This is a genomic window from Corynebacterium intestinale, from assembly GCF_023574125.1.
Classification (GTDB): Bacteria; Actinomycetota; Actinomycetes; order Mycobacteriales; family Mycobacteriaceae; genus Corynebacterium; species Corynebacterium hesseae.
In genome coordinates this window covers 358853-379655 of the sequence record NZ_JAMKFF010000001.1, presented here as the reverse complement: position 1 = coordinate 379655, position 20803 = coordinate 358853, and the positions used below count along the sequence as shown (strand labels likewise).

The 20803-nt window shown below is 59.2% G+C and carries 20 protein-coding genes and 1 pseudogene; 9 read left to right on the top strand and 12 right to left on the bottom strand.

Annotated features, from left to right (window positions below):
• The first annotated feature begins 2 nt into the window (after positions 1-2).
• From ilvD to M5J06_RS12425, 6 genes and pseudogenes are all read left to right on the top strand, one after another.
• Positions 3-1856: a dihydroxy-acid dehydratase gene (gene ilvD / locus M5J06_RS01735; RefSeq protein ID WP_250223811.1), complete on the top strand. Its 1854-nt coding sequence runs from the start codon at positions 3-5 to the stop codon at positions 1854-1856.
• An 11-nt stretch (positions 1857-1867) separates the two neighbouring features.
• Positions 1868-3136, top strand: coding sequence for a glycosyltransferase family 87 protein (locus tag M5J06_RS01730; protein WP_250223810.1), 1269 nt, complete (start codon positions 1868-1870; stop codon positions 3134-3136).
• 99 nt (positions 3137-3235) lie between these two features.
• Positions 3236-3796, top strand: coding sequence for a hypothetical protein (locus tag M5J06_RS01725; protein ID WP_250223809.1), 561 nt, complete (start codon positions 3236-3238; stop codon positions 3794-3796).
• A gap of 9 nt (positions 3797-3805) precedes the next feature.
• Positions 3806-4075 (top strand): annotated as a pseudogene (locus M5J06_RS12430) (hypothetical protein); the annotation flags it as partial.
• Positions 4076-4380: 305 nt separating this feature from the next.
• Positions 4381-4611 carry a hypothetical protein gene (locus M5J06_RS01720; protein WP_250223808.1) on the top strand — a complete coding sequence of 77 codons (231 nt, stop codon included), beginning with the start codon at positions 4381-4383 and terminating at the stop codon, positions 4609-4611.
• A 77-nt stretch (positions 4612-4688) separates the two neighbouring features.
• On the top strand, positions 4689-4985 hold the full coding sequence (locus M5J06_RS12425; RefSeq protein WP_144676010.1) for an IS30 family transposase: 297 nt from the start codon (positions 4689-4691) through the stop codon (positions 4983-4985).
• Between the two features lie 86 nt (positions 4986-5071).
• On the opposite strand, the gene M5J06_RS01715 is transcribed toward M5J06_RS12425, so the two are convergent.
• The 4 genes from M5J06_RS01715 to M5J06_RS01700 form a co-directional block, all read right to left on the bottom strand.
• A complete protein-coding gene (locus M5J06_RS01715) occupies positions 5072-5386 on the bottom strand; it encodes a transcriptional regulator (protein WP_070564300.1) in 315 nt (104 codons plus the stop codon).
• Entirely contained in the window at positions 5383-5820 is a 438-nt protein-coding gene (locus M5J06_RS01710; RefSeq protein ID WP_070564297.1) for a hypothetical protein, read from the bottom strand. The genes M5J06_RS01715 and M5J06_RS01710 overlap by 4 nt, the downstream gene beginning before the upstream one ends.
• A 132-nt stretch (positions 5821-5952) precedes the next feature.
• Entirely contained in the window at positions 5953-6927 is a 975-nt protein-coding gene (locus M5J06_RS01705; RefSeq protein ID WP_250223807.1) for a DoxX family protein, read from the bottom strand.
• Positions 6928-6955: 28 nt separating this feature from the next.
• Positions 6956-7840, bottom strand: coding sequence for a LysR family transcriptional regulator ArgP (locus M5J06_RS01700; protein WP_070524444.1), 885 nt, complete (start codon positions 7838-7840; stop codon positions 6956-6958).
• A gap of 70 nt (positions 7841-7910) precedes the next feature.
• Here M5J06_RS01700 and M5J06_RS01695 point away from each other — a divergent pair, with 70 nt between their 5' ends.
• Positions 7911-8600: a LysE/ArgO family amino acid transporter gene (locus M5J06_RS01695; RefSeq protein ID WP_250223806.1), complete on the top strand. Its 690-nt coding sequence runs from the start codon at positions 7911-7913 to the stop codon at positions 8598-8600.
• Here the strand turns inward: M5J06_RS01695 and M5J06_RS01690 are convergent.
• The 6 genes from M5J06_RS01690 to M5J06_RS01665 all read right to left on the bottom strand — a co-directional run bounded on the left by M5J06_RS01690 (position 8597) and on the right by M5J06_RS01665 (position 16935).
• The gene (locus M5J06_RS01690; RefSeq protein ID WP_250223805.1) at positions 8597-10021 is read right to left on the bottom strand and encodes a YkvI family membrane protein; all 1425 of its coding nucleotides are present in this window, start codon (positions 10019-10021) and stop codon (positions 8597-8599) included. The genes M5J06_RS01695 and M5J06_RS01690 overlap by 4 nt on opposite strands.
• A 185-nt stretch (positions 10022-10206) precedes the next feature.
• Positions 10207-11262 (bottom strand): NAD(P)-dependent alcohol dehydrogenase, encoded by a 1056-nt coding sequence (locus M5J06_RS01685; RefSeq protein ID WP_250223804.1) that lies wholly within the window; start codon positions 11260-11262, stop codon positions 10207-10209.
• 55 nt (positions 11263-11317) lie between these two features.
• On the bottom strand, positions 11318-12823 hold the full coding sequence (gene gatB, locus M5J06_RS01680; protein ID WP_250223922.1) for an Asp-tRNA(Asn)/Glu-tRNA(Gln) amidotransferase subunit GatB: 1506 nt from the start codon (positions 12821-12823) through the stop codon (positions 11318-11320).
• A gap of 43 nt (positions 12824-12866) precedes the next feature.
• Positions 12867-14465 (bottom strand): aspartate:alanine exchanger family transporter, encoded by a 1599-nt coding sequence (locus M5J06_RS01675; RefSeq protein ID WP_250223803.1) that lies wholly within the window; start codon positions 14463-14465, stop codon positions 12867-12869.
• 39 nt (positions 14466-14504) lie between these two features.
• Entirely contained in the window at positions 14505-15536 is a 1032-nt protein-coding gene (locus M5J06_RS01670) for an ATP-dependent 6-phosphofructokinase (protein ID WP_070524457.1), read from the bottom strand.
• 22 nt (positions 15537-15558) lie between these two features.
• Complete coding sequence (locus tag M5J06_RS01665) at positions 15559-16935, bottom strand: MFS transporter (protein WP_250223802.1); 1377 nt, start codon at positions 16933-16935, stop codon at positions 15559-15561.
• Between the two features lie 48 nt (positions 16936-16983).
• On the opposite strand from M5J06_RS01665, the gene M5J06_RS01660 reads away from it, so the two are divergent.
• Positions 16984-17307 (top strand): hypothetical protein, encoded by a 324-nt coding sequence (locus tag M5J06_RS01660; RefSeq protein ID WP_250223801.1) that lies wholly within the window; start codon positions 16984-16986, stop codon positions 17305-17307.
• 234 nt (positions 17308-17541) lie between these two features.
• Complete coding sequence (locus M5J06_RS01655; protein WP_250223800.1) at positions 17542-18816, top strand: HNH endonuclease signature motif containing protein; 1275 nt, start codon at positions 17542-17544, stop codon at positions 18814-18816.
• A gap of 163 nt (positions 18817-18979) precedes the next feature.
• On the opposite strand, the gene gatA is transcribed toward M5J06_RS01655, so the two are convergent.
• A complete protein-coding gene (gatA, locus tag M5J06_RS01650; protein ID WP_250223799.1) occupies positions 18980-20464 on the bottom strand; it encodes an Asp-tRNA(Asn)/Glu-tRNA(Gln) amidotransferase subunit GatA in 1485 nt (494 codons plus the stop codon).
• Between the two features lie 2 nt (positions 20465-20466).
• A complete protein-coding gene (gene gatC, locus M5J06_RS01645; RefSeq protein ID WP_070525257.1) occupies positions 20467-20769 on the bottom strand; it encodes an Asp-tRNA(Asn)/Glu-tRNA(Gln) amidotransferase subunit GatC in 303 nt (100 codons plus the stop codon).
• Positions 20770-20803: the final 34 nt, after the last annotated feature.

The following is a 20803-nucleotide window of genomic DNA, read 5'->3' as shown; positions in this document are numbered from 1 at the left end:
CCATGTACCCGCTCCGCTCCAAAGTCACGACTGTTGGCCGCCAGGCATCCGGTGCGCGCGCACTATGGCGCGCTACCGGCTCCAAGGAGAGTGACTTTGGCAAGCCAATCGTCGCTATTGCCAACTCCTTTACCCAGTTCGTCCCCGGCCACGTCCACCTCAAGAACGTCGGTGACATCGTGGCCGATGCCGTGCGCGAAGCCGGCGGTGTGCCCAAGGAATTCAACACCATTGCCGTCGACGATGGCATCGCCATGGGCCACGGCGGCATGCTGTACTCCCTGCCTTCACGCGAAATCATCTCCGATTCCATCGAGTACATGGTCAACGCCCACACTGCCGACGCCCTAGTGTGCATCTCCAACTGCGACAAGATCACCCCGGGTATGTTGAACGCGGCCCTGCGCCTCAATATCCCCACCATCTTCGTCTCCGGCGGCCCGATGGAGGCCGGCAAGGCCGTTGTTGTCGATGGCGTGGCGCACGCGCCGACGGATCTGATTACGGCGATCACGGCGTCGGCAAGCGATGCCGTCTCCGACGAAGGCCTGGCCCAGGTGGAGGAATCCGCCTGCCCCACCTGTGGCTCCTGCTCCGGCATGTTTACCGCCAACTCCATGAACTGTCTCACTGAGGCGCTCGGCTTGGCTCTTCCAGGCAACGGAACCACGCTGGCTACCCACAGCGCACGCCGCGAGCTCTTCGAACAAGCCGGCCGCACCATCGTCGAGATGTGCCAGCGCTACTACGGCGAAGAAGACGACGCTGTCCTCCCCCGCTCGATTGCAACCAAGGAAGCTTTCACCAACGCCATGGCACTGGACATGGCCATGGGTGGCTCCACCAACACCATCCTCCACACGCTGGCCGCCGCACAGGAGGGCGAGGTGGACTTCACGCTGGAGGACATCAACGAGATTTCCTACCGCGTGCCCTGTTTGTCCAAGGTGGCGCCCAACGGCACCTACCACATCGAGGACGTGCACCGCGCCGGCGGCATCCCCGCCATCCTGGGAGAACTGCGCCGCGCCGGCCACTTGAACCTCAAAGTCCACACCGCGCTCTACGACAACGCCGAGGAGTGGCTCGATGATTGGGATATCCGCGGCGGCAAGGCTACCGACGCTGCCCGCGAGCTTTTCTTTGCTGCGCCCGGCGGCGTGCGCACCACCGAGCCATTCAGCCAGTCCAACCGCTGGGATGAGCTGGATACTGACGCTTCCAATGGCTGCATCCACGACGCCGAGCATGCCTTCTCCTCCGACGGCGGCCTCGTTGTCCTGCGCGGCAACCTCGCCCCCAACGGAGCCATCGTCAAGGCCGCCGGCGTTGAAGAGGAACTGTGGACCTTTACCGGCCCAGCCCGCGTGGTGGAATCCCAGGAAGAGGCCGTGTCCATCATCCTGAAAAAGGAGGTCCAGCCTGGCGATGTCATCGTCATCCGCTACGAGGGCCCCGCGGGCGGTCCCGGCATGCAGGAGATGCTGCACCCGACCTCCTTCCTCAAGGGTTCCGGTTTGGGCAAGGCCTGCGCCTTGATTACCGATGGCCGCTTCTCTGGCGGCACCTCCGGCCTGTCCATCGGACACATCTCCCCCGAGGCTGCCCACGGCGGCCTCATCGGCCTAGTGGAAAACGGTGACCCCATCACCATCAACATCCGCGAGCGCCAGCTCACTCTCGATGTAGACGAAGAAGTCTTGGAACGCCGCCGCGCCACCGAGGAGCAACGCGAGAAGCCCTGGACGCCGAAGGACCGCAACCGCCCGGTCACCAAGGCCCTGCGTGCCTATGCCAACATGGCCACGTCCGCTGACCGTGGTGCGGTGCGCGTGGTGGATGGTTACGTCAATTAGAGTATGGGGCGATGAATTTCGCCACTAACGCCGCAAGGCGCACACTCCTGACCGCCGCCGGGCTCATCATTGGCCTGGTGGGCGTCATACGCCATGTTCTCCACACGGACTACCCTGTGGACATGATCATTTACCGTGAGGGCGTCCGCGCCTTCATGGAGGGCCGCTCGGTCTACTCGGAGCCCATGTACGCTGGGGATTTGGCACTCCCCTTTATCTACCCGCCCTTCGGGGCACTGGTCATGGTGCCGCTGACAGCCTTTGACTGGATGAGCGACGCCCTTGCGGGCGATATCATGATCGTCCTCTCGGATGCGCTGATCTTCGCCTGCCTCTACGCGATCTTCCGTGCACTCAAGGTGCCTCACCTGTGGCCCACCGTGACTATCGCGTGGGCTGCTGCCATGTTCTTTGAACCCATCCGCCTCAACAACGGTTTTGCGCAAATCAACATCGTCATCATGGCGCTGGTCATCTTCGATCTCGTCCCCCGCAAGCGCAAGCTCCCGCAAGGCTGGCTGATCGGTCTCGCGGCGGCCATCAAGATCACCCCCTTGGCCATGCTGCTCTACTTCCTGCTGCGCCGCGAGTGGAAGCCGATCCTCACGGCCTTCGCCTCCGCCGTTGTGGCCACCTTGCTGGCCGCGGCCTACCGCTGGGAAGCCTTCGTCGAGTTCTTCACCTCGAAGCTTCTCGATATGGGCAAGGGCGTAGACTTCGGTGTGGCCACGGACTATCAGTCCAATTCCTCGCTCAAGGGTGTCATCCAGCGACTCTTCACCTCCCAGGAGGCCATGGATAACCACGGCATGCTCATCAACGTGCTGTGGCTTCTCGCGGCGCTCACAGTCATCGGGCTCGGCTCAGCCCTCATCCTGGCGCAGATGCGGCGCGGCCTGCTTGTCGACGCCCACCTCACCACCGCCACAACCATGCTGCTCATCTCCCCCGTTTCGTGGTCCCACCACTGGGTGTGGCTGTCCCTCATCGTCCCGCTTCTGGTCTACCGCGCATGGTCCTGGCGCAATTCCACCTGGGTCGCTGGCAGCTTGCTGGCTGTACTGGCCGTCTGGGCGGGCATGCTGCTCACCGTTCCGCCGAAGTGGTGGTTTGGTGACAGCATCGATGTCCACGCGATGCCGCTGTATCAGAAGTTCTTGGTCGATGACTTCGTGTGGCTAGCACTCCTCAGCTGGATTCTCTACGCCATCTGCCTCAAGGTTAAGGGCACTCAATCCGACAAGCCCCATGTTGCACTCGCTGCGGCCCAAACCACCTAAGCCCCGAAACGCAAAACTGCCCGTTCTGCCAAAGTTATGCGCCGCGCCTGCGGCGGGCTCAGGTGGTGAATGCATCTATACAGCTAGGAGGTTGTGTAGATGTTAGGCGATAGAAAGCTACGTGAGCGGTATGTGCAGGCGTATCTGCATGATGCGCGTCCGATGTCGGTGATCCTCAAGGAGTTGGGGGGCTCGAAGGCTACGGCGAAGGTGTGGCGCCAGGCTGAGGGCCTTAGCCGTGGCAAGCGCCGTCGGAGCCTGAATGAGGATAAGTACAAAGATCAATACCAAAAGATCATTGCTCTTGTAGAAAGCGGCCAGTCTGCGTATAGCGCACTGAAAGAGACAGGTTTCCCACAGACCGCTTACCGATACCTTGCGCGAGACGGTATTGAACTCGCCAACAGTCGCGGTGGAGCCATACAAATTGAGCGGGATCGCATTGCTAAAGCTTTGAAACTTGTTAATGCTGGCAAAAGCTATAAGGAAGTCGGCCAGGTAGTTGATCACTGCGCTGACACTGTGAAAACGTGGCACCATAATCGCATGTCTGGGCGTTTGGTGCTCAATGATCATCCCACCGAATCCGAATCGAAGGTAGGACGCGGAAAACGTCTTATCCGCCATAACCGAATAGCGATGGCCTATCTGCTGAAGTAGGGCCATTCTCATCGTGAGATTGCAGCCCAGCTTGGCCGGAATCAGTCGACGATTAGCAGGGAAATCGCCCGTGGGATGACTGAGCATGGCTACGATGCCCTCGTGGCGCAAAACCGTGCTGTAGACCGTTTAGCCAGGCCTAAACCCCGTAAACTCGATACCAACCCGCAGTTGCGGGCCTTTGTCATCGAGGGGTTGAACACGAAGTGGTCACCTTCCCCTTGGCTGCTGAGCCCTGCCCCTAGGAACAAAAATCGGGGCACTTCACTTCTGCTCTGAACCAGTGCGCCCTCTGGGCTAGCATTGGACTGCTATCTACACTTTCCTAGGATAGGAACGAGAAGGGGGTTATGTTAATGAGACGCATGATGGCACGGATAGGGTTCACTAGTATTGTCTCCCTATTACTCTCCTCTTGTAGTTTTGATGACCCATTGGCTTCTCATCTCGCGTCCCTAGGACGATCGGGACATGCAACCCCCGTTACTGAGTCCATCACACTGGAGGAACTCTACGGACCAGAATGGACTGAGTTTTCGCTCGTGTGCCCATACACTCCGTATCAAACAGTCAAAGAAACACTTATGGCTGATGATCCCCCTGTTCCAGAACACGGCTTCTCCGATCAAGAAAACTTCCTCTTTCTTAGAGGAAAGGGCGACAGCGAACAATGGGTGAAGTTCTCTCGAAAGGCTCTCGATCTGTGTTCTCCATCAAGTCCGCCTTCTTTAACCATGGAGTCAACGACAGTTGCTCTCAGTTTTTCTCTGGATAATCCGGGTAGTGCTTGGATTCTAACCGGCTTGAACAAGTAGTCATATGGGCTCGCTGCTTGATGTGCATGATTCCGCCACGACTATCGATAAGTTAATCGAGATGTTTACCGGAAAAAATACGCAACATCACCAAAACACTGACCTGGGACCAAGGTGTGGAACTAGCCCAAGTAGACAGGCTGAGCATCGAACCTGAGCTCGCAGTCTACTTCTGCGATCCACACTCACCCTGGCAGCGTCCTACCAACGAAAACACCAACGGGCTAGTCCGAGACTTCCTACCCAAAGGAAGCGACTTTAGTACCCTGACCGATAAGGGCGTTCAACACATTCAAGACCTACTCAACGGGCGCCCCAGAAAAGTCCTCAACTGGTACACACCAGAAGAGAAAATCCAAGAACTATTCAAGTGATGCATCCACCACTTGAAACCGCCTGCGGCGGGCGGGAAAACTTTGGCAACATTGGCACCTCAGCGACGCCATACCATGCGCCCAACTCAACCCTCAGCTAAATCCTTGAGTGCTGCCAAGTGACCGTCGAAGGCGATCTTGCCTTGCTCAGTCAAGGCGACCCACACCGAGTCCTTAGCGCGGCTGGTGCCGTATTCGCGGAAGCGAGTCACGTAGCCGGCTTGTTCTAGCGCTCCGAGCTGCTTGGACAGGGAGGCGTCGGAAAGCTCCGTGCGGTCGCGCAACACGGCGAATTTCATCTCACGGTTTACCTCCCCACCCTGCGTGGCCCCGAAGGCATTGAGCGTGGCGCAAATTTTAAAGCGGTTGAGCGGGTGGATTATCGGATCGAGCTCACTCATCGCGGCATCCTATTCAGCGCACCGGTGTGCAACGTCCAAAAGACCGACAAACTGCACAGCACACCTGCGATGCACGAGGCAATAACGTGCCCTTCAACAAAGGGATTGAACAGTGCCGGCAGCATCATAAACCCCAATCCTGCGTAGAAGCGCCAGGTCACATTCCTGGAGGCGTGCGGATCAACCTTCTGACGCATCGAATCCCGCACCCCCGTGCGGTAAAAGAAGGCAAGACTCACCAAGAGCCCGAGTACAAGAAGCAGTCCACCAACAAGAACGAGAGGATGGACGTCATCCTTGATCCACATGTAGGCAAACCACGCGCCGTAAGCAGCCGATGCGAGCAAGCTCAGCCAGATAGGCGGCCGCTTCGCCGCGGCTAGCTGTTGTTGCTCCTCAAATGCGAGTGCTTCTCGAACATCCTGATCGGACAAAACTAAAGCTCCCCTCCTGCGGCACCAAAGTCATTGTTTTCCATCACGGAAACCAACTTACTTTACGCAATGGAAAACAACAACAGTTGGTGTATAACTGCAGGCTGGGAGCTTAAGTAGGCGCTAAAACTCTTAGCTCAACGGGTTAACGCCAGCGCCAAACCACCAGATAGCCACGAACGCGGCAACGCCGATGACGATGAAGACCCACGAGGTTGCCAGTGGGCGGCGGGTCCAGGAGCGATTGAAGTCAAGGGAGATGAATCCCGGACCGGTGAACTGCAGGGCCACCGCGATAACAAAGAGCACCAGACCCAGCCAGACGCTCTCATTCCAGGCAAAGACATCCAATCCGGCACCGGAGGCGTTGAGGCCGTGAATAGCGGAGAAGCCTGTGACGATGAGGCCGAACATGGCCGCCAGCGGTGTAACTAGACCCAGAAGCAGGAAGGCACCGGCAATGAGCTGAACGGTGGGCACGCCGATGGCCAAGGCCGCCGCCATGGTGTACTCACTGAACTCGTTCTCCAAGCCTGACAGCCCCTCGTTGCCGCCGAGCTTGAAGAAGGTCGAAGCACCCGCCACGAGCAGGTAAACGCTGAGCGCCAGGCGCACGAAAAGCAGACCATAGTCAATGGTGCCGCGGCGGGCCGACGGGTGCTTTTCTTCTACGGCCTCCGCCTCGGTTGCGGTGACTGGCTCAGCCGCAGGGTCAGCCACGGCAACGGCGCTGGGCTCTTCATCAGCCTCAGCCGCCGGCATTGCAGTCGTTTCCGTATCGGTTCCTGCCGTCGCCTCCGCGCGTGGGAAAGCAGTAGTTTCAGTTTCAGTATCAGCGGCAGAGCTGTCGAAAGACAGGGATTCCTTGGAGGTGCTTTCAAAGGTTTCGGTCTTCGCCTCGGGTTCGGCCTCAACGGCGGACTCTTCAGCCTTCTTTGGCTTGATCACCTGCGGCTCGGCGCGCCCCGGGCGCTGGAAGAGGCTGCTCTTCTTCGGCTTTTCGGTCGCAGTTTCCGCGGGCGTGCTGTCCTTCACGGAGTCCTTACCCGTGTAGGTCGGGATATCGTCATCAAAGTCGGTGGCTTTATCAGGAGTTTTATCGCTCATACCTCCAACTTAAGGCAGCACAGCACCCTTATGGTGCATCTTTACCGGCGCGGCGCGAAGCTAAAACCGCATGGCCAGCGTTTAAGACGTCTTCTGTGAGGTCAGCAAGCAACTCCGACTCCAGCCGCCAGCGCTGCCAGTAGAGGTCGATGTCGAGCGGGAAGTCGTCGAGAAGCACCAGCTCCCCGGACTCCAGCAATGGCTGGGCCTGCAGGCGCGGTACCAAGCCCCAGCCCAAACCATAGCGCACGGCCTCCACATAGGACTCCGAGGAGGGAATCTGAGATACCCGTGCGCGCAGGACGTGGGAGTCGATGAAGCGCTCACGCATGGCGTCATCCAAGGTGGCGTCGTTCGGCCCGAAACCCACGATGGGCAGCGTCTCCCAGTCCTCAAAGGTCTCCGCCAGCTCCGGCGCGGCGACGGCAAAGTAGCGCATGGTACCGAGGTACGTGGATTCGCAGCCGGAGACCGGTGTTTGCTCGCGTGTCACAGCTCCCAGAACGTCACCGCGGCGCAGCATTGCGAGCGTGCGGGCCTCATCTTCGATGCGGATGCGCAGCGCCGCCGCACCGCGCTCGGCGGTGCGCTGGATTACAGGACGAAACCACGTGGCCAGGGAATCCGAGTTGATGGCAACGGTCAGTGGCACGCGGGACAACCGCTCGGTAAGCCGCGCATCCGCTTCCGCCTGGACCAGTGCCATGCGCCGCGCGGCTTGGGCAACGATCTCCCCCGCCTCAGTCACGGTGACGGGGGTCCCGCGGCGCAGGAGTATTCGGCCCGTCGACACCTCCAGTGCCTTGATGCGCTGGCTCACGGCCGAGGGAGTGATTCCCAACACAGCCGCGGCACCCTCGAAGGAACCTTCATCGATAATGGCCAGCAGTGTTTCGGTATGCAGCGGGTTCATGAAGCAATATTAAACCAGATGTAGAACATTTAACTGGACTTCATATGTCGATATACGCACACTAGAAGCCATGTCAGTATTGCTCGCAGGATTTGCGCTGGGCCTGTCCCTCATCATCGCCATCGGACCGCAGAATGCCTACATCATCAAGATGGGTATTAAACGCGACCATGTCGGACCCATCCTGTTGGCATGCTTGCTTTCCGACGTCATCCTGATCACCGGCGGCACCGCCGGCGTCGGCGTCCTTGTGGAGCGCTTCCCCACCGCGCTCGTCGTGGTGAAGTACCTCGGCGCGGCCTACCTCATCTACTTCGGCTTCACGTGCTTCCGCGATGCCTTCAAGAAGGAACAGGAAGCGCTTGTCATTGAGGAAACCGCACCGGTGGCCCAAGTGGTTGATGAGAATTCGGGTTCCTCTGGGACACCGGGGAACTCAGTGCTTACGAAGATCCGCCCCCGCATGCGCTCGAAATCCTGGGTCAGGCCTGTCCTTGGCGCATTGGCGCTGACGTGGCTCAACCCCTTGGCCTACGTCGACGCGCTGGTCATGCTGGGCTCCATTGCAAACCAGTACGGCGACCAGCGCTGGGTGTTTGCAACCGGCGCCATCATGGCCAGCGCAGTGTGGTTCCCCTCCTTGGGCTTTGGCGCCTACAAGCTCTCCCACGTGCTGGACAAGCCTACGACGTGGCGCGTCGTCAACATCGTCATCGGCTGCGTCATGTTTGCGCTAACAGCGAAGCTCTTGCTCCACTAGTTCTTCTGTGATTCCTCGGGGAGGTCCTCATCCTCGGCGGGGTCTCCCACCGCGCCGGTTTCTTCCACCCAGGCCTTGATCTCTTCGTCGCTGCGGTCCTGCTCCACGGCGTCGCGCTCGGTGTAATAGGAGTGATCGTTGCGGTTTTCTTCCCACTCTTCCTTGTCGAAGTCGAGCTCCTCGTCCGAATCCAGCTCATCGACCACATCGGAGACGAGATCCTCAAAGAGGGCTTCATCATCCATGTTGGAATCGGCGATCTGCTGACCAATCTCATCGTCGTAACGCGCTGCGTCATATTCCGAATCGGGGTGCAGCTTCAGGTGAAGCAGGGCGCGGATGCGCTCGCGGCGCAAGCCTTCATCCTTGATCTTGCCCAGGGAGCGCAGCCATCCAACCACCAGGATGACGACGAGGACGATGCCCATGTAGCCCAGAACCGGGTACACATACTGCATGAGCGCCTTGAAGCCGGCGAAGGAAACCGCGAAACCTGCAAGGCAGCCGGCGATAAAGATGATGCAGTACTTGGACTCGTTGCCGGAGGACAAACGCTTACCCAGCGCATAGAACATGCCGATGGCCGTGTTGAAGATCATCAGGTAGATGATGACTGCCATGATAACGCCAAGGACTGGGTGAACGTTGTCCACTAGGGTCAGCATCGGAATATCTGAATCTCCCACATTCTCCGCGTTCATCAGCAAGGAGAAACCAGCGATACCCATGAGCACCGCGTACACCGCGCCGCCTACGATGCCACCAACGCCGGCCTCGCGCGGGCTGATGTTATCGCCACCGATCACCAAGGACATCGATACAGCCAGAATGAGGGCGAGGCCGTTGTAGTTCAGCGCGGAGACCAACCAATTCGAGATCGGGGACTCAATCGCTTCAGAGGCGCTAATCGCCGCATCAACGCTCTCCGGCATGTGCAGCAAGGTATAGGTGCCCACGAAAAGAACGGCGATGATGATGGTCGGGGTCAAAAGGCCGATAACTTGGGAGACCTTGTCTACGTCGAACATACCCGTAACCATGACAAGCACGAGCATGAGCAACGAACCTACCCAGGCAGGCCAACCGAACTGCTGCTCCATGTTGGAGCCAGCACCTGCCAGCATGACAAAGCCCACCGCAAACAGCGTGAGAATCACCGCAACATCAAGAATGCGCGAGATGATCGGGTGGGTAATGTTGCGGAAGACTTGGTTGTGTTCGCTGGCGTGGAAGTAGCTTCCTAGTTGAAGAAAGACTGTACCGGCGAGCGTCATCACCAAACCGGCAACCAGGATTCCCCACATGCCGGAAATACCGAAGGACGTAAAGTACTGGACAACTTCCTGTCCCGTGGCAAAGCCCGCACCCACGAGCAAGCCAATGAAGGACAAAGCGATGCCTACGACGTTTTTATAAGACACGTTTTCCTATCTGTTTTCTAGTTTCTTCTCTTTATGCTTTATAGCTAGCGCATAAAAACGCGCCATACCTTTGATGGAGTACGGCGGCACACTACTACCACGGTACTCCATCATGACAGGAAAACATGTGTGCGGCCGTAGAGAGCTTGCTCCAATGGCCGCTAAAGCATGAGGCGGCTCACCTCTTAATGCTCGGCAAACGTAGCGGTATCAATGACGAATCGGAACTTCACATCACCCGCAACGACGCGCTCATAGGCGGCATCGACGTCATCGACGCCCACCTTCTCAATGACCGCTCCCAGGCCGTGCTCGGCACAAAAATCCAGCATTTCCTGGGTTTCGGCGATGCCGCCGATGTTGTTGCCGGTGAGCACCTTGCCGCCGCCTACTAGGCGGTTGAGGCGCAATGGAAGGGCCTCCGGCGGCAGCCCCACGACAGACATGATGCCGCGCGGCTTAAGCATCCGCAGGTAGTCCTCGAGGCTGTACTCGGCGGAAATCGTGGAGAGGATGAAGTCGAACTCCCCGCGGTGGTTTTTGAAAAAGTCCTCTTCTTCGGTGGTGGCGAGCGTACGGTTCGCGCCGAGCTTCGCGGCCTCCTCAGCCTTGCGCGAGGTGCGCGAGATGACAGTGACATCCGCGCCCTTGGCAGCGGCAATCTGCACGCCCATGTGCCCCAAACCGCCGAGGCCCACGACGGCCACCTTCTGCCCTTCCTTGACGTCCCAGCGAGCCAGCGGAGAGTAGGTGGTAATGCCGGCACACAGCAAGGGCGCGGCGACATCGAAGTCAAGGGCATCCGGAATACGCAGGACGAAATCCTGGTTCACCACGACCTTCTCCGCATAACCACCTTGGGTGATCGTTCCGTCGACGTCGGTGGAATTATAGGTGCCCACACCACCATTAAGGCAGTTCTGCTCCATTCCAGCTTGGCACTGCTCGCATTCGCCACAAGAGTTCACTAGGCAGCCGACGCCGACGCGATCGCCCACTTGGAACTTGGTGACGTCCTCCCCCACGGCGGAAACCACGCCGGCGATCTCATGGCCCACGGTCAGCGGGAAGTGCGCCTCACCCCACTCATTGCGGATGGTGTGGATGTCCGAGTGGCAGATGCCCGCGGCCTTGATGTCGATGACGACGTCATCGACGCGCGGGTCACGACGCTGGATGGTCACAACCTTGAAAGGTTCGTTTGGGCCTGTCTTTTGGAGTGCTTTAGTAGAAATAGTCATGGCGACCACGGTACCCCGCAGCCGCCTGACCTCGCCTAATGGAAATTTATACCAATTAGGAGAGCTTCTTCGCAATCAGCTTGTTGACCTGCCCCGGGTCAGCCTTACCCTGGGTGGCCTTCATGACCGCGCCAACGATGGCGCCGGTGACCTTCTTGTTGCCGGCCTTGTACTTCTCTACGATGTCCGGGTTCGCAGCCAGGGCATCATCAACGGCCTTCTCGATTGCGCCGTCATCGCGCACGACCTCGAGCCCGCGCTTGGCGACGACCTCGTCGACATCCCCCTCGCCTTCGAGGACGCCGTCAACCGCCTTGCGAGCAAGCTTGGTGGTCAGCTTGCCTTCCTTGACCAGCTCGACCACGCGCGCGACCTGAGCCGGGGTGATGTCGAGGGCGCTCAGCTCAACGCTCGCCTCATTAGCTTTACCGGTCAGGTAAGAAACCCACCAAGAGCGGGCCTCATCCGGGCTGGTTCCGGCTTCCACGGTTTCGATGATGAGATCCAAGGCGCCGGCGTTGACCAGATCGCGCATCTCCTCGTCCTTGAGGCCCCACTCCTCTTGGATGCGGGCGCGGCGAATCCACGGCATCTCTGGCAGGGTCTGGCGGATTTCCTCAACCCACTCGCGGGAGACAATCACCGGCGGCAGGTCCGGGTCGTTGAAGTAGCGGTAGTCCTCCGCGGTCTCCTTCGGGCGGCCCTTCGAGGTGGAGCCATCCGCTTCCTGATAGTGGCGGGTTTCTTGGACGATCTCGCCACCGTCGACAAGCACCTGCGCCTGGCGCTGCATCTCAAAGCGCACCGCCTGCTCGACGGAGCGCAGGGAGTTGATGTTCTTGGTTTCGGTGCGGGTGCCGAACTCTTCCTGGCCCACCGGGCGCAGCGACACGTTGGAATCCACGCGCATCGAACCCTGATCCATGCGGGCATCGGAGACCCCCAGCGCCGCGACGAGCTCGCGCAGTGCGGACACATAGGCGCGGGCAACCTCGGGGGCACGCTCGCCGGCGCCAATAATCGGCTTGGTCACAATCTCGATGAGCGGGATGCCCGCGCGGTTGCAATCCACCAGCGAGGAGGTCGCGCCATGGATGCGGCCGTCGGCACCGCCCAAGTGGGTGAGCTTTCCGGTGTCCTCTTCCATGTGGGCGCGCTCAATTTCTACGCGCCACTCGGTGCCGTCATCGAGGACGACGTCGAGGTAGCCGTCGTATGCAATCGGCTCATCATACTGAGAGATCTGATAGTTCTTCGGCTGATCCGGGTAGAAGTAATTCTTGCGGGCAAAGCGCGACGATTCCGCAATCTTGCAGTTCAGCGCCAGACCGATCTTGATGGCGCCTTCCACGCCCTTAGAATTCACTACCGGCAATGCTCCGGGCAGACCCAGCGAAACCGGGTCCACGTTGGAATTGGGGGCTGCGTTGAAGTTCGTGGGCGAGGTGGAGAACATCTTGGTTTCCGTATTGAGCTCCACGTGAACTTCCATGCCCATTACGGGTTCGAACTTTTCCAGGACCTCGTCGTAGTCCATCAGGTCATACATCGCAGCAGTCATGCGTGCCATCTTAGTATGTTAACGCGTCACCGTGCGCAACCGCCTAACCCAACAAGGTGATGCCGTGCGTAATAAGAATTTTGGCGATCATCGCTGCCGGATACACCATGGCATAGCCCAAGGACACACGCTGATCAGTGCTCGTCCGATTATTCACAAAAGCGAGAACTGCCGGTTGAGTCTGAGCTCCGGCCATAGCACCCGCCGTCTTTGTAGCGCCGACGCGCAGGAATCGGCGCATCACAAAGGCAAACCCGAATGCAACCAGCGTTGTAATGATGATGCCAAGGAGAAGAATCTTCCACCACGCGCCGCCTGTAAAGGCACCGGCGATCTCCCCGCCCGCATTCGTTCCGGCTTGGGCCAAGAAGAGCAACAGGCCGAGCTCGGAAAGAATCGTATTGGCTGAGTGCGGCAATGCGGTCACTGTATTGCCGATTCGCCCAATCCGCGCCATGACCAACGCGACGATGAGAACGCCGGCGGCAGCACCGAGGTTGAAGGAAGTTCCGCCCAGAAGCGGGATATCGATATGCCCTACAAAGATGCCAAGGGCCAAGCCGAGGCCGAGGGATACGGGGTTGATATCGGTTAGGCCTTGCGAAGAATCCCCAAGAAAGTTTGAGATCTCGCGCAGCGACTTCTTTGAGCCCACGACGCGCACGCGATCTCCCAGCTCCACGATGTGTTCGGGGATAGCAACCTGATCGTTGTCCGCACGGCGAACGCGCGAAATGCGCGCGCCCCACCGGTCAGACAGCTGGTTGTTCAGCTCCGCAATAGTCAGGCCAGCCAAGCTGTGCTCGGAGATAGTAATGCGACGAAAGTCTAGCTCGTGGCGGTCATCGTTGAGGATCTGCGGGGATTCACGGCCAGCGCGCTCAATGATATTGTCCAGATCTTCCGGGGCACCGACGAGCGTGACCACATCACCTGGGTGCAACACATCGAAAAACTTCGGCAGGACGATATCATTGCTGCCGACGCGCCGCAGGCGGGTCACTTGCACTTCCCCGTTGCCGATGTCTGCAATCTCTGCCACCGCGATTTCTCTCAAAATCTGCATGTGCTGGCGCGTGACGGGTGACAGGGTGTCGTCGTCATTCCCGGCGTCGCGAAGCACGAGCACCGTGGCCGCGAGCATGCCGATGACGCCGAATAAGTAAGAAACCGCGTAGCCCACGGTTGCTGCGCCGGGATCACCCGTAGCTTCCGACGCCGCCGCCAACGCGGGGGTATTCGTCACAGCGCCGGCAAAAGTACCCGCGATGGTGGCATTCGATAGCCCAAAGACATAAGTGCCCAACCCCCACGCGGCAAGCGCCGCGACGATGAAGACTCCAATCATCGACAGCACTGGGCCCGTCGCGGTTTTCAGCGACTTAAAGAAGGACACCCCAGAATTATTGCCAATGCCAAAGGCAAAGAGCACCAACCCGAGCATTCCCAGAATGGGAGGTACGGAGGCCTCCACACCAACGGCGGAGGCGGCGGCCGAAAAAGCAATACCAAGGAAGAGAACGGCGGCCGCCCCTAAGCTAATTCCCCGGGTTTTGATGCCGCCGAGCGCCATGCCGATGCCAATCAGCAAAAACACCAACAGGACCGGCTGCTCAGCAAGGAAAGCTAATACGCTTGTCATCGAAACCTTTATTAACTATGGGCGGCCTTGTCGCGGCGTTTAACCGAAGAGGGCTTGCGCGTTGGCATAGCGCTTTGCCGGAACCACCTTCAGCTTGCCCACGGCATCCTCGAGCGGGACGAGGTCGATGTTTTCACCGTGGAGGGCGACGCACATTCCGGACTGACCATTGTGCGCGGCACGGGCGGCGTGGGTGCCGTAACGGGTTGCCAGGACGCGGTCATACGCCGTCGGCGTGCCGCCGCGCTGGATGTGGCCGAGGACCGTCGTGCGCACGTCGTAACCGGTGCGCTTCTTGATCTCATCACCGATGACCTGGCCAATTCCGTTGAAGGTCTGGTGACCAAACTGATCGACACCGCCCGCTTCGAAGTCCATGGTGCCTTCCTTGGGAAGTGCGCCTTCGGCGACGCAGATGATGCCATACTTCTCACCCATCTGGAAGCGGCGTTCCATCGCCTTGGTGATATCTGCGATATCGAATGGGACCTCGGGGATCACCGTGTAGTGCGCGCCGCCGGCCATGCCTGCATGCAGCGCAATCCACCCAACGTGGCGGCCCATGACCTCCACGATGAGGATGCGGTTGTGGGACTCAGCAGTGGTGTGAAGGCGGTCAATCGCATCGGTGGCCACGGACACGGCCGTGTCGAAACCGAAGGTGTAGTCCGTTGCATTGACGTCGTTATCGATGGTCTTTGGAACGCCGACAACTGGGATACCGTTGTCAGAAAGCCACTTAGCACCCTTGAGAGTTCCCTCGCCGCCAATGGCGACGAGCGCATCAACCTCAGCATCGGCCATATTGGCCTTGATGGTGTCCAGCCCAGCCTTGAACTTATCTGGGTGGAGGCGGCCAGTACCAAGGATGGTTCCGCCGCGAAGGAGGATGCGGTCAATTTCAGCGTCGTCATAAAGGTCACGGCGTCGGTCTTCCATCAGACCAACCCAGCCGTCCTCGTAGCCGACGACCGTATCGCCGAACTCGTTGGATGCGGTGCGAACGACCGCGCGGATAACAGCATTCAGACCGGGGCAATCACCACCGGATGTCAGTACAGCAAGACGCATGACATCCAATCTACTCGCTTCCCTATTGGCTCGCAGTCTCCACACCAGCGTGCAGGGTATCCCGGAAGAAGAGCGAAGCAATACACCCGACGAAAAGGATCGCAGCGATAGCGACCAGCGAGTCCGCCGCGCCGGCGACCTGCATGACTGCTGATACGCCGGCCACACCAATCACCGAACCCACCTGTCGCGATGTGTTATAGACACCGGAAGCAGCTCCCATGAGATGTGCATCAATATCGCGCATCGTCGTCGCGGCATTGGATCCCCAAATAAAGGACTGTCCCGCCCCCAAGGCCGCACATGGCAGGCTCAGCCACCACCCCGAAACACCCGCGTGCATGAGGAACCACAGCACTGCGAAAGTGGCAATCAAAATGCTGAATCCCGTGAGCGCTAATAGTCGCGGATGCAGCCTATCTGCCAAAATGCCCGCTAGCGGTGACACGCACAAAGAAACCAGAGCCATCGGCGTGACGATCATTCCGGCATCTCCCGCCGATAAACCCTGCTCGACCTGCAACCACATCATGATCGGAATCATCATCGACGCAGCCATAAAGCCCATGGACACGATGGCCACCGTGCCCACGGAGTAGTTACGGTCCTTAAACAACCCAAGCGGAACGAGCGCTGCCGCCCCACGGGATGATTGCAGGCGCACGAAGATAGCCATGCCGACAATTCCGGCGACGAGGAGGGCCCAAATCCACCACGGCCAGCCAGTCTCTGGCCCTTGTTGCACCGCAAAGACGAAGCAGGCCAACGCGACAAACGACGCCCCTACCGACACGAAATCAATCCTTCCGGTCGCCGTCGGCAAGGCAGGCACCCACAGGCCGGAAAGCACAATCGCTGCAATGACAATGGGAATGTGGATCCAAAAGACCGCCTGCCACCCAAACGCGGCTACGACGAAGCCTCCCACTAGCGGTCCAGCAAGAGTGGCCAGCGAACCCACCACGCCCCAGGCACCCAGCGCACGGCCGCGCCGCTCACGAGGGAAAATTCGGTTGATCACCGCCATGGTCTGGGGCATCTGAATGGAGGCACCTAGCCCCTGCAGGGCACGTGCGGCGATGAGAAATTCTACGGATGGTGCCAGCGCACAAAGCAGTGCACCAAGGCCAAAGAGTCCGTTTCCGAGCTGAAACATTCGCTTCTGCCCGTAAATATCCCCTAGCCTTCCAGTAAACAGGAGCGGCACGACCACGGCGAGCAAATAGATGGCGGAGACCCACAGCACCTGATTGACGTCGGCGTTGAACTCACGACGGACGTCGGGAAGCGCAACGGCAATCATGGATTGGTCGAGCAACGACATGAAGAAGCCGAGTGACAGCGCCACCATGGCGAGCCAAGCTTGCTTTTCTGAAGTGTGCGTTGCTGCGTGATTCATGGAGGGAAGTCTAGCCACCGCCCATGCAGGCGGCCTAAACTGAAGCGCATGGGAATGATTGACATCAAGAAACCACAGGACGTATCGACGGCCGCGACCGTCTCTCTGGGTCTCATTGGCGGTTGGCTCACAGCTCGGGAAACTGGAATCCGCCCGCTAGGCGGCGTTGTACTCGCAGCCGCTGGCGTCTGGGCCGGACGCAGCTGGTGGGCTAAGACGAACCCTGCCACTACGGCTAGCCTTGCCGCTCTATACACCGGCGCGTTTGGCCTCTCTCACCCGCTGGCTAAGAAGATTGGCTCCTGGCCGGCAGTCCTGGCCGTCACCGCCGCAAGCGCTGGCTCTGCCTACGCGCTTTCCGACGCCCAGTAGATCCCCACGCCCCACGTGCCACCAACAATGCGCGCGGGGCATTAACCGTTTTGCCCCCAGTCACCGCTACTGATTGAGGATCGAACGGCCTAGCTAACCCGTGGTGGCTACCCCCGTTTGTAGTAACGACTTGACGTGAATTCATCGCAGGCTATAGCTGTGTGCGGTGAGGGTCGGTAGAATCATTGTTAGAACACAGCTTCTAAAATAGTATCTGTCTCGGGGGAGACTTCCATGACCACCACTGTCACACGCCCACCTACCTTTTTCTTCTCAACAACCAATCCGAATAATCCACACGCGGTTGCTCGCGCTAAAGCCCGCCGTGCCATCTATGACACCTGGGTTGCTGCTATGCCCAGCCTGCAAGCCGATATCAACACCACCGCCCTATCTTTAGTGGCGGCCTGGTCACTTCCGGAAGGTCACATTAAATCCGGACTGCGTGCCATCCACCGGCTTGATAGCCTGCCGAAAGTCAAAGCCATACAAGACACCCACTGCCTGCTCGACATCGAGTCCTTGATTGCTATTGACCAACCCATGTCGGCCCTGACAGCCCTGACGGATGAAACCCTGGATTTCATCGACACCATCCTGGCCGACTTCTTCACCCCCACTAAGGCGAATCAGGCTTTTCCTACCCGCAGCCAAATCAGGCGTAAAGTCCGCGACATCTGTAAAACCCTGGATGACTCCATCGCATATCGCGACACCCGCCCCAAAGACACCTACCGCTTCTCCTCCAACGGAACCTCTGCCTGGCTGGAACTCCAGGTTGAAGAAGACACCGGCATTAAACTCGATGCCTTCATTCATAAAACCGCAGCCCAGCATGACCTGACGATTCCTGAAGCAGTCATCAAACTCTTAAGCGGCGAGATACAACCACCAGCCACCGTAGTCTTACACACCTACCAAGCCTGCGATATCGACAATGCCCCAACCTTCATTGAAGGCTTCGGCTGGCGCCAAGAAGCCATGCCGCATGATAAAGCCCGGGATCTAACCGGTGACATCGACGAAGCAGACGGCTACCAACCAGGTATTGTCATGCGCAAGCATGTCGAAGGTCGCGACGGGGCCTGCCGGGTCGGCGGGTGTGAACAACCTGCCTTTCTTACCCAGCTTGACCACCGACATAACTGGGCTGAAGGCGGGCCAACACATCCGAAAAACCTGGCATGCTTATGCCAAGGCCATCACAACATGAAAACCGATGGCACCCTCAAATACCTGCTGGACCCCTACAGTGGGGATGTTATCTGGCTTTTCGCTGACGGTACCTGGACCATCAACGAAGCAGAAGGACCCCTGGCACCCAAGCAAAAACGGTGGGCACAGACCGTAGCCCAACACATCACCGCCACCAGAAAACGCGTGCGCGAACAAGCCCAACACCTCAAACAAGAACTCGACGACTACGCACAACAACAAGCCAAAGCCAAAACCGAAGCCGAAACCCAAACCAACACCGACACCGACAGCGGCGAGGACATCCCCTTCTAAAACCTGAATCGTCGACCCAAACGACGAAACCCAACCACTACAACGAAAGGAAAGGAACCCAAGAGCACACCCACCGTCGAATAAAACGACGAAGACCGGCGGCCTCCCACGTTTCCGTGAAAGGTCACCGGCCGAGGAGCACTACAAGGTGCAGTTCTGCGCGCTACTTTCGTCCTGCTTCGTAGGCGGCACCAACCTTGTACAGGCGGTCATCCTTGAACGCCGGAGCCATGATCTGCAGGCCGGTCGGCAGGTTGGTGTCAGATGCCAAGCCGGAGGGTACAGACATGCCGCACACGCCGGCAAGGTTCAGCGGCAGGGTGCAGAGGTCGAAGTTGTACATCTCCATCGGATCCTCAACCTTCTCCCCCAGCTTGAAGGCTGTGGTCGGCGTGGTCGGGGAAACAAGGACATCGACCTGTTCGAAAGCGTGCTCAAAGTCCTGTGCAATGAGGGTGCGCACACGCTGTGCTTGGAGGTAGTAGGCGTCGTAATATCCGACGGAGAGCGCGTAGGTACCCAGCATGATTCGGCGCTTAACCTCAGGGCCGAAACCAGCAGCGCGGGACAGAGACATAACCTCTTCCGCAGAGTGGGTTCCGTCATCGCCCACGCGCAGGCCGTAGCGCATGCCGTCGAAGCGGGCCAGGTTGGAGGACACCTCACACGGCATGATGAGGTAGTACGCAGCCAGTGCATCGTCGAAGTGCGGGCAATCAACCTCGACGATCTCCGCGCCCTGGTTCTTCAACTGCTCAACCGCAGCGTGGTAGGCCTCCATCACGCCCGGCTGCCAGCCGTCGCGCTCGAATTGCTTGATCAGGCCAACCTTGACGCCGGAAAGGTCGCCATTGGCGCCTTCCTTAGCGGCGGCGACTACCGGGGCAACCGGCTTATCCACGGAGGTAGCATCAAAAGAATCGTGTCCGGCAATGATTTCGTGTAGCAGTGCGGTATCGAGGACCGTGCGGGCAGTCGGACCTGCCTGGTCCAGAGAGCTTGCAGCTGCGATGAGGCCGTAACGCGACACCGTGCCGTACGTCGGCTTGACACCAACGGTGTTGGTCAGTGCAGCAGGCTGGCGGATCGAGCCACCAGTGTCAGTACCGATGCCCAGCGGAGCCTGGCCCGAGGCGAGAGCCGCAGCAGTGCCGCCGCCGGAGCCGCCCGGAGTGCGCTCTGTGTCGTAGGGGTTGTGGGCTGGACCGTAGGCGGAGTTCTCATTGGAGGAGCCCATCGCGAACTCATCGAGGTTCGTCTTACCCAGAATCGGGATACCTGCCTCGCGCAGCTTGGTCACCAGCGTGGCGTCATAAGGTGACACCCAGCCCTCCAGCATTTTGGAGGCGGCGGTCGTGGGGGCGTCGGTAGTAACGAGGAGATCCTTGAGCGCCAGCGGCACGCCAGCCAAGGCAGAGGCGGGTTCTTCGCCGGCGTCGAGGGCCTTATCGACGGCGTCGGCAGCCGCCAGTGCTTCCTCCGCGCCAACATGGAGGAAGGCGTTGAGCTCGCCATCGGTCTCCGCGATGCGATCCAAGAATGCCTGAGTAACTTCGCGGGAGGTGAGCTCACGGGAGTGAATCTTCTCAGCCAGCTCGGCGGCGGTCAGTGCGGTAATGCCCTCGGTGGGCGCAATGAATTGTGCCATTCTTATTCGTCTCCTCCACCCAGAATCTGCGGAACCATGAAGCGGTCATCTTCAGCTGCCGGCGCTTGGTCCAGGGCCTGTTCGGCGGTGAGGGTGCGCACAATAACGTCCTCACGCATTGGAGCATGTACGGAGTGCGGGTGCGACATTGGCTCCACACCTTCAGCCTCGACCTTGCCCACCGCGGACACCGAGTCCACGATTTCGTCGATCTGCGCGGCGAACTGCTTCAGTTCTTCCTCGCTCAGGGCCAATCGCGACAGCTTTGCCAAGTGCGCGACCTCGTCACGCGAAATATCAGACACGCGAACTCCATCCTTTTATTCATTGAGACGGTTG